This window comes from Burkholderia sp. RF2-non_BP3, assembly GCF_001522185.1.
GTDB lineage: Bacteria > Pseudomonadota > Gammaproteobacteria > Burkholderiales > Burkholderiaceae > Burkholderia > Burkholderia diffusa.
Genome location: NZ_LOSU01000036.1, coordinates 97,329 through 110,074, shown reverse-complemented (window position 1 = coordinate 110,074; position 12,746 = coordinate 97,329). Strand labels below are relative to the sequence as shown.

Genomic DNA, 12,746 nt, shown 5'->3' with positions numbered 1-12,746 from the left:
CCGGCGCGCGGTTTCCCGTTCCGAATCAAGCGCTCGTCATGGACGTCAAACTCGTTGCCCGCACGCTCGACCTGTTCGAGCTGTTCGCCGCCGAACGGCGGCCGCTGCCGCTCACCGAACTCGCGCGCCTGCTCAACGTGCCCGCTTCGAGCTGCCTGGCGATGGCGCGCACGCTCGTGAGCCGCGGCTATCTGTACGAGGTGCGCAAGCGCGGCGGCTACTATCCCACGCGGCGCCTGCAGACGATCGCCGCCGCGATCGACGCGACCGATCCCGTCGTCGACATCGTGCATCCGCATCTCGTCGCGCTGCGCGACGCGTGCCACGAGACGGCCGTGCTCGGCAAGATCCAGGGCGCGTCGATCACGTATCTCGACGTCGTCGAGTCCGAGCAGGCGATCCGCTACACGCGCCAGCCGGGCGAGCTGCGGCCGCTGCATGCGAACTCGATCGGCAAGGCGATCTTCGCGTCGCTCGCGAGCGAAGCGCAGCAGGCGCTCGGCGCGCAGTTGTCGTTCGAACGCTTCACCGATGCGACGGTGGCCGACCTGCCGGCGCTCGTTGCGCAAACCGCGCGGTTTCGCGAACTCGGCTGGGCCGAGAACCTCGGCGAGAGCGCGCCCGAGCTGTCGGCGATCGCGGTCGCGCTGACGCTCGACGGCGATTGGTACGGGCTGTCGATCGTCGGGCCGACCGAGCGGATCCGCCAGCATCGCGACACGCATGCGGCGCTGCTGGTCGACGCCAAGGCGCGGCTGCTGGCCGAGCAGGGGCGCGGCTAGCAAGAAGCGCGAAGCAGGGCGGAGGGCGGCTTCGACGGCCGTTCGCCGCGATGCCGGGCGGCATCCGGGAACGGCCGTGGCGCGTCACGCGCCGGTGCGCCGCGACGTCACGACTTCACCCACACGCCGCCCGCGCTCGGGTTGTCGCCCTGCGTCCACCATTTCGCGCAGTATTTTGCGCCCTGGTACGTGACGCACGTGCCGCCCTGGTACGCGGTCGTTGCCGACCATACGGGCGTGCCACCGCCGACCGGCTTCCATACCGCCGCCTGGCCGGGCACGTCGCCCTGTGTCCACCATTGCGCCTGGTACGTCGTGCCCTGGTAGGTCACCGTCGCGCCGGCCGTATAGACCTGGCCGGCCGACCAGGGCGCGCCGGGCTGCGGCGTTCCGCCGTTCGAGCCGCCGCCGTAGTTCGGATCCTGCGTGACGCCCGTGCCCCACTTGCCGTCGAGTTTGCGGAAGATCGATGCGAACGCATACGGCTGCTGCGCGATACCCGAGCAGGTCGGCGCCACATATGCGCCGTTGTTCGGGCAAGGCTGATCGCGGCCGACCGACCAGTTGCCGAAGAAACCGTAGCCGTTGCCGATCGCCGCATTCAACACGCTCTGCGCATTCGCGAGCGTGAAGGTTTCGCCCTGCACGTCGTTCATCCCGATCATCGGCGTGACGCCCACCATCTGCCACAGCTGCGCGCCCGTTTTCGGCTGGCCCGCCGACTTGAACGCCGTATCGAGCTGCGTATAGAGCGCCTGCGCGGCGCTGATCGCGGCCGCGCCCATGTCGATGTTCGCGGGGCCGTAGTCCATCGTCATCAGGTTCACCGCGTCGAACGCGACCTTGTTCGCGATGGCCGCGGTGACGACGTTCACGCCATCCTGCGTGAGCCCGGTCGGCATCGTCGGCAGCGTCAGCGTGACGTGCAGCGGCTTGCCTTTCGCCGCGTAGTCGGACTGCAGTTGCGCGACGGCCTGGAAGTTGCGGGCGACGGCGGCGCTGTCCTGCTGCGATGCGCCCTCGATGTCGAAGTCGACGTGCGTGAGGCCGTAGGTGTCGATCACGGTCTGATAGGCCGTCTTCAGCGCCGGCACGCTCGAGCATGCCTGCATCAACGGCGTGCCGTTCGCGCCGCCGAACGAGACGGCAATCTCGCCGCCTTTCGCGCGATAGCTCGCGATCGACGTCGACAGCGACGCGAGCAGGTCGCCGCTCGCGCCGTTGCCGATCGGCTGCACGCCGCCCCAGGACGGCGCGCAGCCGCTGCCCGCGACCACGAACGCGAGCGTGAACTGCTGGATGCCTTGCTGGACGCCGATCCGGTCGACGAGCGGCGTCGGGTAGAGCGTCACGTCGACGAAGGGCGCATAGACGCCGGCGCCGTGGGACACGCTCGCCACGGCGAGCAGGCAGCCCGCGGCGAGCGCGCGCGGGTTGAATCGCGGCAACACGTTGTTGTTCATTGTGTTCTCCAAGTGGAAGAGGGATACGCTGGCCCGCGTATCGCCGCCGGGCGGGCGATCGGGTATGCCCGCCCGGCGGCGTGCTCATCTTGGAGGATTCGCGCCGAATCGTGAATACTTAGGTGTTCTTTTCGTTATTCGATTCCCGATACGTAACGATCTTGCCGATTCGATCGCATATCGAAACGCGAAGCGGGCGATTTTTCCGACCGATATCGATCGGATGGTCGGCCGCGCGTGGCGCCGCGACGTTCAACGATACCAGCGCGGCGTGTAGACCCACTCGCGCCCGTCGCCGATCGCGAAACGCCGCGTCGTCGACGAACCGACGATCACCATCGTGCGCATGTCCACCTGATCGCTGCGCAGCGCGCCGAGCGTCGTCGTCGTGAGCGTCGCGCCGGGCCGGCCGATGTCGCGACCGAGCACGACGACCGTATCGGCCGCACGATGCGCGCGCACCGCATCGAGCGCACGGTCGAGCTGCCACGGCCGGGCACGCGAGATCGGGTTGTAGAACGCCATCACGAGATCGGCTTGCGCCGCGTGCCGCAGGCGCGTCTCGATCACGTCCCACGGCTTCAGGTTGTCCGACAGCGAGATCGCGCAGAAATCGTGGCCGAGCGGCGCGCCGGCCTGCGCGGCGGTCGCGAGCGATGCCGATACGCCGGGTTCGACGCGCAGTTCGACCGCGGCCCATCTTGGATCGCGCGCTTCGTCGAGCGCTTCGAGCACGGCCGCGGCCATCGCGAACACACCCGGGTCACCCGACGAGACGACCGCGACGCGCCGGCCTTCGGCCGCCAGTTCGAACGCATGGCGCGCGCGCTGCATTTCCTCGCGATTGTCCGTGCCGTGGACGCGCTGCTCCGCGCGGAACGGGCCGGCCATCGTCACGTAGGTCGTATAGCCGAGGATGTCGGTGGCTTGCGCGAGCGCGGTGCGCGCGGCGGGCGTGAGCCATGCCGCATCGCCCGGGCCGAGGCCGAGCACCGTCAGGCGGCCGCGCGCACGACCGAGCGTCGCGGGATCGACGGGTTGCGTCGCGACCGTGCACGCGAGGCCGTCGGACGTTGCGCGCAGTGCATGCGCCACGCGCAACGTCGAACCCAGCAGGGCAGCCGCATCGGCATCTTCGTCGCGTTCGACATCGGCGAAGCGCAGCGGCACGCCCAGCGTCCGTGCCGCCGCCTCGACCCGCGCATCGCCGAGCAACGACGCCGGCGCGACGAGTGCGGCGAGCGCCAGCCGCGCGAGACCGTACGTATCGAGCAGCGCGTCGATGCGCTCGGCAAGCGACGGCGACGCATCGGCCCGCACGCCGCGCGCCTCGATGGCGACCACCACGCTGCGCGGATGGATCACGAGTTCGTCGCGCGCGCCGCGCCACGCATCGGGCGTCACGCGGATCGCGTGCGCGGCCGCAGCGTCGCGCGGCAGCGCGACGTCGTCGAGCCACGGCGCCGCGCCGTCGACGCGCGTGGCCGCACCCGCGAGCAGGTCGGACACGAAACGCTTGCCTTGCTGGAGATCGGCGAGCGCATAGCCGTCGGGCGGGTTGAGCACGCACGCGCCGAAGCGCAGCTCGCCGCTCGTCGTGATCGCGGGCGCGACGCCGAGGCATTCGGCGATTTCGCGCGCGATCAGGTTGACGCCCGTCAGCCCGCCGAGCAGCGGCACGACGGCCGAACCGTCTTCCGCGACCGCGAGCACCGGCGGCTCGACACCCTTGTCGGCGAGCGCCGGCGCGACGCAACGGATCACGATGCCGGCCGCGCACAGCGCGACGATCGGCAGACCGCGCGCGTAAAGCTCGCGCAGGTGCGCGCCGAGCTCGTCGAACGGCACGTCGGCCTCGACGCGCGACGCGAGCCCGTGCACGACGGCGCCCGGATAACGCGCCTGAATACGCCGCGCGGTATCGAGTGCGCCCGCACCGAGAATCACGATCGCGGGCGGAGTCGTCATCCTTGCCATTTTTCCCCCGGCACGACGAGCAGCGAGAAGTACGGCGACGCCATCGGATCGACTTCATCCAGCGGCACGATGCGCTGCGCCGCCATCGTCGCGCGCTCGACGTACAGCGCGCGCTTCGCGAGCCCCAGTTCGTCGAGTACGCGCCGCACCTTGTCGAAGTTGCGGCCGAGCTTCATCACGACGGCCGCGTCGGCCTGCGCGAGCCGCGTGCGCAATTCGTCTTCCGGCAGCACGCCGGACAGCACCGACAGGCTCTGGTTGCGGTAAACGAGCGGCTGCCCGAGCACGGCCGTGCCGCCGAGCATCGCGCACACGCCCGGGATCACTTCGGTGTCGTAGCGCGGCGCGAGGCGATCGTGCAGATACATGTACGACCCGTAGAAGAACGGATCGCCTTCGCAGATCACCGCGACATCGCGCCCGGCGTCGAGATGCGACGCGACGATCTCGGCGGCCGTGTCGTAGAAATCGGCAATCACGGTCTCGTAGCAGAGCGGCGGCGGCAGCGCCTCGGTCGTCACCGGATAGACGAGCGGCAATTGTGTCTGCGCATCGAGCAGATGCGCCTCGACGATCCCGTAGGCATTGCCCTTCTTGCCCTTCGCGACGAAATACGCGACCACCGGCGCGGCCTGCAGCACGCGCAGCGCCTTGATCGTCATCAGTTCAGGGTCGCCGGGGCCGACGCCGACCCCGAACAGTCGTCCGCGCGGGGCCGTCATTCCGCCTCCGTCGCGAGTGCGTTGACGGCGGCCGCGGCCATCGCGCTGCCGCCGCGCCGGCCGAGCAGCGCGACGTACGGCACGCCGCGGCTGTCGGCGTCGAGCGCCGCCTTGGATTCGGCCGCGCCGATGAAGCCGACCGGAAAGCCGAGGATCAGCGCGGGGCGCGGCGCGCCGGCGTCGATCATGTCGAGCAGGTGGAACAGCGCGGTCGGCGCATTGCCGATCACGACGACGCTGCCGGCCAGATGCGGGCGCCACAGTTCGAGCGCCGCGGCCGAGCGCGTGTTGCCGAGATGCCGCGCGAGGTCAGGTACTTCCGGTTCGCCGAGCGTGCAGATCACGCGATTGCCGGCCGGCAGCCGCGCGCGCGTGATGCCTTCGGCGACCATCCGCGCGTCGCACAGGATCGGCGCGCCGGCCGCGAGCGCCGCGCGGCCCGCCGTGCCGGCGCCGGCCGAGAAGCGCAGGTCGTAGGCGACATCGACCATCCCGCACGCGTGGATCACGCGCACCGCGAGCTTCTCGAGATCGGGCGGAACCTGTGACAGGTCGGCCTCGGCGCGGATCGTCGCGAACGACTGGCGGTAGATTTCCTGCCCGTCGCGAATGTAGTCAAGCATCGGTGGTGTCCTGGCTGTGCCGCGCGTCCGTCAGTCGGTCCGCGGCCTGGTCAATCGTCAGATGGCGCGCGAGCGGGGCGCCGAGGCCCGCGGCGGCGTCGCGCCGGTAAAGGTCGTAGCGTCCGGGCGCGACCGCGACGAGGGTGGACGTCGCGGGGTGCGGCAGCGCGCAGTGGCGCTCGCAGCCGGTCAGGTGCACGTCGACCGGATGGCCGACGCGCGCGGCCAGCGCGAGCGCATCGTGTTTCGTATCGGCGCGCGACTTCGCGCAGCCCGCGCTGCCGGTGCACGCGACCAGCGCCGCCAGCGGGTCGGACATCGTGCACACGAGGCCGAGCGACGCGAGCGCGTCGAGCACGGCCGGCGTGCGTTCGTGCCGCACGCCGTGCACGAACACGCCTTGCCACGGCGTCATCGACAGCGTGCCGTCGCCTTCCGCGTCGGCGAGTGCCGCGAGCCGTTCCAGTTGCGTTGCGTCGAGCCGGCCGAGCGCGAACTGCGCGCCGACGCTGCAGCGATCCGCATCGCGCGACGGCCGTGCACCGAAACGCAGCGCGGCGTCCGCATGCTTGCGCCGCCAGCCGGCCAGTGCCGGATCGGCTTCGAGCGGGAAGGGCGCGTAATGCTGCGCGCGCTCGCGCAACGCGCATGCGCCGCCGGTTGCGAGCAACGCGCGCATCCGCGTGATGTCGGCCGGCGCGAGATCGAGGAACGCGAGCAGCAGTGCGCGAACGAGCGCGACGGTCTGGTCCGGCGCGACGTCGAACCAGGCGGGCGGATCACCGGGCGCGACCGGCGGGCAGCCGGCCATGCCCGCGGCGATGCGGACCGCGCCGTCGCCGCGACGCCACGCGGCGAGCCAGATGTCGTGCGGATGATCGAGCGCCGCGACCGATTCGCCGCCGTCGAGCTGGATCGAGAATTTCGGCGACACCTCGCCGCGGCGCGGCTCGTGCGTCAGCATGTCGAGCAACGGCAGCGCGATCGCGCGGCTGTCGAGCAGTGCGTCGGGATCGCGCCCCGCGAGCGGGCTGAGCATCAGGTTGCGGACGTCGTCGCTCGCGGCGAGCGCGGCCCGGTCGTCGGCGGCATCGCCGGCGCGCGGGCCCAGGCCGGCATCGAGCAACGCGTCGGCCAGCGTATCGGCCGCGCCGTCGCGGATGCCGCGCACCTGGAGATTCGCGCGATTGGTCGCGTCGATCGCGCCGGAGCCGCAGGCGCGCGCGGCCGCGGCGATCGCACGCGCCTGCCGCGCGTCGAGCCGGCCGCCCGGCAGCTTGATCCGGCACAGCCCGCCGTCGGCGGCCGCGACGACGCGCACGAGCCCCGGGCAAGCCGACGGGCGCACGACGGGCGATGCAGGAATGGAATCGGGGGCGGAACTCAACGGGATACCGGGACAGTGTCGCGCCGCGGCCAACGCATCGGTACACCCCGCCCGACGCCGACTGGCACGCACGCACTTTCATGCCGGCAGGTCTCCTGGCTGACAGGTCGGCGCCGGCTCCCAGCCTTCCCGGTGAAACCAGTGGCACGAGGGGGAGATCGGCTCGCTGTCTACAGTTGCGGGGGCAGCCACAGCGGCGCGGTGCGCGCCCTGTGTTCCCTCTTCGGCCCCGAAGGGCACCGGCGAACGAACGGCCGTAGCATACCCGATTTCCCCCGCGCTTCGCGACCGCCGAGCGGGCATCGTGGCCGAAGCGAAATGCGGCCCGGCGTCGGCGGGCCGGCAGATGAAACGCGCGGTGGAACACGGTACCATGCCGACTTTCGCAATGCGGACGGCCGCACCGGCGCCATACCGGCGCCGTGCGGCGACTCGATGGAACCGGACGATGGGGAAGGGTGCATGACGGCGTGGCTGACGGTAGTGGGCATCGGCGACGACGGCTACGCGGGGCTCGGGCGCAGCGCACGGCGCGCGCTGCTCGAGGCGTCGCGGGTCGTCGGCGCGAAGCGGCACCTCGACATGCTGCCCGCGCGGCTGCGGGCCGAACGCGCCGCGTGGCCGTCGCCATTCGACCTGTCGGGCCTGCTCGCGCGACGCGGTTCGCCCGTCTGCGTGCTGGCGAGCGGCGACCCGATGCTGTTCGGCGTCGGCGCGACACTCGCGCGCGAACTGTCCCCCGACGAATGGCGCGTGCTGCCCGCACCGTCGTCGCTGTCGCTGGCGGCCGCGCGGCTCGGCTGGGCATTGCAGGACGTCGGCGCGGTGTCGCTCGTCGGCCGGCCGCTCGCGACGCTCGCGCGCCATCTGCTGCCGGGCCGGCGCCTGTTCGTGCTGAGCGCCGACGGCCGCACGCCGGCCACGGTCGCCGCCGAACTCGCCGCGCGCGGCTTCGGCCCGACACGCATCAGCGTGTTCGAACACCTCGGCGGCCCGCTCGAGCGGCGCATCGACGGTCTCGCGCAAGACTGGAACATCGACGAGACCGCCGCGCTCAATCTCGTCGCGCTCGACTGCCAGGCCGGCCCCGATGCGCCGCGCCGCGCACTCACGCCCGGCCTGCCCGACGACGCGTACCGCCACGACGGCCAGCTCACCAAGCGCGACATGCGCGCGCTGACGCTCGGACGCCTTGCGCCCGCACCCGGCGAATTGCTGTGGGACGTCGGCGCGGGCAGCGGCTCGATCGGCATCGAATGGATGCGCGCGCATCCGTCGTGCCAGGCGATCGCGATCGAGTCGCATGCGGAGCGCCAGCGCTTCATCGAGCACAACCGCGACGCGCTCGGCGTGCCGGGGCTGCAACTCGTCGCGGGGCGCGCGCCCGCCGCGCTCGCGGGGCTCGCCGCGCCCGACGCGATCTTCATCGGCGGCGGCGCGACCGTGCCCGGCGTGCTCGACGCGTGCTGGTCGGCGCTGAAGCCCGGCGGCCGGCTCGTCGCGAACGCGGTCACGCTGCAGGGCGAGCTCGCGCTCGCCGCGTGGCGCGGGATGCACGGCGGCACGCTCACGCGCGTGTCGCTCGCGCACGCCGAGCCGCTCGGCCGCTTCGACACGTGGCGGCAGCCGTTGCCCGTCACGCTGTACGACGTGCGCAAACCCGATGCCACGGCAACGGACCTCACGGACCCCGCGTGATGCGCGACGAAACCCCCGAACAACCGGCGCCGCTGCGCTTCGGCTACACGACCGGCAGCTGCGCGACCGCGACGTCGCTCGCCGCCGCGCGCCTGCTGCTGGCGGGGCACGCGGTCGACGCCGTCGAGATCGTGCTGCCGAAGGGGCAGCACGTGATGATGCGGCTGGCGTTCTGCCGGACGACGGCCGACGGCGCGGAAGCCGGCACGATCAAGGATGCCGGCGACGATCCGGACGTCACGCACGGCGCGCTCGTCTTCGCGCGCGTCGCGCTCGCGGCGGCGCCCGGTGTGCGCTTTCACGCGGGGCCGGGTGTCGGCACCGTCACGCGCGCCGGACTCACGCTGCCGGTCGGCGAACCGGCGATCAATCCGGTGCCGCGCCAGATGATGACCACGCACCTCGACGCGCTCGCGGCCGAATTCGGCTATGCAGGCGGCTTCGACGTGACGATCGGCGTCGAGGGCGGCGAGGCGCTCGCGCTGAAGACGATGAACCCGCGCCTCGGCATCGTCGGCGGATTGTCGATCCTCGGCACGACCGGCATCGTGCGGCCGTTCTCGTGCTCGGCATACATCGCGTCGATCCATCAGGGCATCGACGTCGCCCGCGCGAACGGGATCGCGCACATCGCCGCGTGCACCGGCAACGCGAGCGAGGATGCGATGCGCGCGCACTACGGCCTGCCCGACATGGCGCTGATCGAAATGGGCGATTTCGCCGGCGCGGTGCTCAAGCACCTGCGCCGCGCGCCGGTCGCGCGCCTGTCGATGTGCGGCGGCTTCGGCAAGCTCAGCAAGCTCGCGGCGGGCCATCTGGATCTGCACAGTCGCCATTCGAGCATCGACCTGCCGCTGCTTGCGCAGTGGGCGGCCGAGGCGGGCGCGAACGCGGCGCTGCAGGCCGCGATGCGCGCGGCGAACACGAGCCAGGAAGCGCTCAAGCTCGCGCAGGCCGACGGCGTGCCGCTCGGCGACATCGTCTGCGCGCATGCGCTGCGGGTCGCGCGCGACATCGTGCCGCCATCGGTCGCGGTCGAAATGTTCGCGATCGACCGGCAGGGCCGCTTCGTCGGGAGCGCACGATGAGCGCGCGCATCCTGCTGCTCGGCGGCACCGGCGACGCGTTGAAGATCGCGCGCGCACTCGGCCCGCAACACGTCTACAGCCTCGCGGGCCTCGGCAAGGTGCCCGACGACTTACGCTGCGAAGTGCGCGTCGGCGGCTTCGGCGGAGCGGCGGGGCTCGCCGCGTACCTGCGTGGCGCCGGCATCGGCCTCGTGATCGACGCGACGCATCCGTATGCCGCGCGAATCAGCGCGAACGCGGCGGCCGCCGCGCGCGACGCGGGCGTGCCGCTGTGGGCGCTGCGCCGCGCGCCGTGGGCGCCGCAACCCGGCGACGACTGGCGGATGGTCGACGACTGGGCCGGCATCGAGGCCGCGCTCGCGCCGTTCCGACGGCCGCTGTTCACGCTCGGCCGCGAACCGCTCGCGCATCTCGACGAGATTCCGCCGCAGCAGTTCTGGCTGGTGCGCTGCCTCGATGCGCATCCCGGCAACGCGCGCGCGCAGATCCTCGCCGCGCGCGGGCCGTTCACGCTCGACGGCGAGCGCGCGCTGTTCGCGCTCGCGGGCATCGACGTCGTCGTCAGCAAGAACAGCGGCGGCGCCGCGACCGAGGCCAAGCTCGACGTCGCGCGCGAACGCAGGCTGCCGGTCGTGATGCTGCGCCGGCCGGCGCTGCCCGACGCCGATCGCGCGTTCGACTCGGCCGCCGCGCTGCTCGATGCGCTCGACCCGAGCGCGCGCGTGTGACGCCGCGCGCCGGCTGCCCCATGAATTGACGGAGATTTTTCGATGACGGTGTATTTCATCGGCGCGGGCCCCGGCGACCCGGAGCTGATCACGGTGAAGGGCCAGCGTCTCGTGCGCACGTGCCCGGTGATTCTGTATGCAGGCTCGCTCGTGCCGCCGGCCGTGCTCGACGGCCATCGCGCGGAGCAGGTCGTCAATACGGCCGAGCTCGACCTCGATGCGATCGTCGCGCTGCTCGCCGCCGCGCATTCGAAAGGCCAGGACGTCGCGCGCGTGCATTCGGGCGATCCGTCGCTGTACGGCGCGATCGGCGAACAGATCCGCCGGCTGAAAGCCCTCGGGATTCCGTATGAAATCGTGCCCGGCGTGACGGCCACGGCCGCGTGCGCGGCGACGCTCGGCGTCGAGTTGACGCTGCCCGGTGTCGCCCAGACGGTGATCCTCACGCGCTTCGCGGGCAAGACGACGATGCCGGAAGGCGAAGCGCTCGGCGCGCTCGCCGCGCATCGCGCGACGCTCGCGATCCATCTCGGCGTGCGGCATCTCGCGCGGATCGTCAACGAAGTGCTGCCGCATTACGGGCCCGCCTGCCCGGTCGCGGTGATCTACCGGGCGAGCTGGCCCGACGAGGAACGCGTGACCGGCACGCTGGCCGACATCGTCGGCAAGGTGCAGGACACGCGGATCGAGCGCACCGCGCTGATCCTGATCGGGCGCGTGCTCGATGCGGAGGGGTTCGCGGATTCGACGCTGTATGCGAGCGGCAGTTGATTGCGCGTGCACGGAACGCAACGCACTTCGCGTTTCGAGGCATCGCGGCGACGGGTTTTCTCGCGAGCCGGCCCGCCGATCAATGCCCCTGGCCGAACGGCGGCAACCGTGCCATCCGGCGTGACCGAACAACGACGAACGACCGCGCACCCGCCACGAACCGGCTCAACGCCGTCACGCGCAGCGCCTGACTCGCGCTACGCCCGCGCAACGCGCCGCGCAAACCGCGGTGCGAACCCCGTCGCCAGCGCGAACAGCACGACGCACAGGCAGGCCATCGCGACCCACGCGGGCGACAGATCCGCGAGACGCTGGCGCACGATGCCCGCCGCGAACGGAAACAGCCCGGCGATCAGATAGCCGACGCCCTGCACGAACCCCGTCAACGACGCCGCATCGGCCGGTGTCGCCGCATGATCGACCGTGACGATCAGCGACAACGGAAACAGCGCGCCGATACCGGCACCCATCAGCAGCGCAGCCGGCAGCGCAAGTGCCTGCGGCGCGGCCAGCATCACCAGCAGCCCCGCGAGCAGCGACGCGATCGCCGCGTGCAGCGCGGGCCGGCGATCGGGCAGGCGGTCGATCGTCGCCGAGACCGCGAGCCCCGCGACGACTTCGGCGAGCGTCACGCCGCCGAGCAGGCTGCCGGCCGCGGTCGGCGACCAGCCGAGCCGCATGTAGTACGGCGGCAGCCATGCCAGCACGAGGGTATAGGCGCCCGTCGCGATCCCGAAGAACAGCGCGAGCCGCCACGCGCGCGGCGAGCGCGACGGCCGCGCCTGCACCATCGACGCCGACGTCGGCACGGACACCCACGCGTCGCCGCCCCGGCTGGCCAGCGGCCACGCGAGCGCCGCGACCGCGGCCGGCAGCGCCCAGCCCGCGAGCGCGACCGGCCAGCCCCAGCGGGCCGCGGCGAACGGCGCGACGACGCTCGCGAGCACCGCACCGCCCATGATCGACGTCGAATAGACGCCCATCGCGCCGCCGATCCGCGTCGCGAAATGCGCCTTCACGAATCCCGGCAGCAACGCCTGCACCATCGCGATCCCGAGGCCCGCGCAGCATGCGCTCGCGAGCAGCAGCCATGCGTGCTGCGCGCCGATGCGCGACGCGCAGGCGACGCCGATCAGCGCGACGCCCAGCCATACGCCGCCCACGATTCCCGTCACGCGCTGCAGCCGCCGCGCGCTCAACGCGCCCAGGCCCATCAGCAGGATCGGGATGGTGGTCAGCAGGCTCGCCGCGCCGTCGCCGATGCCGGTCGCGCGCTGGATCATGTCGAGCAGCGGACCGATCGCGGCCAGCGCCGGCCGCAGGTTCAGTCCGACCAGCACGATGGCGGCAAGCCGCCATCCGGGAGAAGTGAAGCGATTCATGGAACGGCCCTCGGTATCGGTGCGCGACACCTCCGTCAGGGGGTGCCGCGCGTTTTCATGTAAAGTGTCTCGACATCAAGATAAATGCCGATTTATCTCGACGTCAAGATAACTGGTGAGCCGAG

11 protein-coding genes and 1 riboswitch are annotated in these 12,746 nt (G+C 71.8%); of the genes, 5 read left to right on the top strand and 6 right to left on the bottom strand.

Annotated features, from left to right (window positions below; translation table 11 throughout):
• Positions 1-38 precede the first annotated feature (38 nt).
• The gene (locus WS45_RS19675; protein ID WP_059701200.1) at positions 39-782 is read left to right on the top strand and encodes an IclR family transcriptional regulator; all 744 of its coding nucleotides are present in this window, start codon (positions 39-41) and stop codon (positions 780-782) included.
• A gap of 107 nt (positions 783-889) precedes the next feature.
• Here the strand turns inward: WS45_RS19675 and WS45_RS19670 are convergent, their stop codons facing one another.
• The 5 genes from WS45_RS19670 to cobG all read right to left on the bottom strand — a co-directional run bounded on the left by WS45_RS19670 (position 890) and on the right by cobG (position 6,915).
• Positions 890-2,245 (bottom strand): chitinase, encoded by a 1,356-nt coding sequence (locus WS45_RS19670; RefSeq protein ID WP_059701198.1) that lies wholly within the window; start codon positions 2,243-2,245, stop codon positions 890-892.
• 252 nt (positions 2,246-2,497) lie between these two features.
• Positions 2,498-4,213, bottom strand: a complete 1,716-nt coding sequence (gene cobJ, locus WS45_RS19665) for a precorrin-3B C(17)-methyltransferase (protein ID WP_059701196.1) — start codon at positions 4,211-4,213, stop codon at positions 2,498-2,500.
• Positions 4,210-4,944 (bottom strand): precorrin-2 C(20)-methyltransferase, encoded by a 735-nt coding sequence (locus WS45_RS19660; RefSeq protein ID WP_059502040.1) that lies wholly within the window; start codon positions 4,942-4,944, stop codon positions 4,210-4,212. Before WS45_RS19660 ends, cobJ begins: the two co-directional genes overlap by 4 nt.
• A complete protein-coding gene (locus WS45_RS19655; RefSeq protein WP_059537435.1) occupies positions 4,941-5,567 on the bottom strand; it encodes a precorrin-8X methylmutase in 627 nt (208 codons plus the stop codon). The genes WS45_RS19660 and WS45_RS19655 overlap by 4 nt, the downstream gene beginning before the upstream one ends.
• Entirely contained in the window at positions 5,560-6,915 is a 1,356-nt protein-coding gene (cobG, locus tag WS45_RS19650; RefSeq protein WP_059701194.1) for a precorrin-3B synthase, read from the bottom strand. Before cobG ends, WS45_RS19655 begins: the two co-directional genes overlap by 8 nt.
• Before the next feature lie 107 nt (positions 6,916-7,022).
• Positions 7,023-7,213, bottom strand: a riboswitch (cobalamin riboswitch).
• Between the two features lie 203 nt (positions 7,214-7,416).
• Between cobG and WS45_RS19645 the strand changes: the two genes are divergently transcribed.
• Genes WS45_RS19645 through cobM form a run of 4 tightly spaced genes read left to right on the top strand, consistent with a single transcriptional unit; the run spans position 7,417 to position 11,239 of the window.
• Positions 7,417-8,652, top strand: coding sequence for a bifunctional cobalt-precorrin-7 (C(5))-methyltransferase/cobalt-precorrin-6B (C(15))-methyltransferase (locus WS45_RS19645; RefSeq protein WP_059701503.1), 1,236 nt, complete (start codon positions 7,417-7,419; stop codon positions 8,650-8,652).
• Entirely contained in the window at positions 8,652-9,740 is a 1,089-nt protein-coding gene (locus WS45_RS19640; RefSeq protein WP_059691711.1) for a cobalt-precorrin-5B (C(1))-methyltransferase, read from the top strand. The genes WS45_RS19645 and WS45_RS19640 overlap by 1 nt, the downstream gene beginning before the upstream one ends.
• The gene (locus WS45_RS19635; protein WP_059701192.1) at positions 9,737-10,468 is read left to right on the top strand and encodes a cobalt-precorrin-6A reductase; all 732 of its coding nucleotides are present in this window, start codon (positions 9,737-9,739) and stop codon (positions 10,466-10,468) included. The genes WS45_RS19640 and WS45_RS19635 overlap by 4 nt, the downstream gene beginning before the upstream one ends.
• A 42-nt stretch (positions 10,469-10,510) precedes the next feature.
• On the top strand, positions 10,511-11,239 hold the full coding sequence (gene cobM, locus WS45_RS19630; protein WP_059701190.1) for a precorrin-4 C(11)-methyltransferase: 729 nt from the start codon (positions 10,511-10,513) through the stop codon (positions 11,237-11,239).
• A gap of 197 nt (positions 11,240-11,436) precedes the next feature.
• On the opposite strand, the gene WS45_RS19620 is transcribed toward cobM, so the two are convergent.
• Positions 11,437-12,621, bottom strand: coding sequence for an MFS transporter (locus WS45_RS19620; protein WP_059701501.1), 1,185 nt, complete (start codon positions 12,619-12,621; stop codon positions 11,437-11,439).
• Between the last annotated feature and the right edge of the window lie 125 nt (positions 12,622-12,746).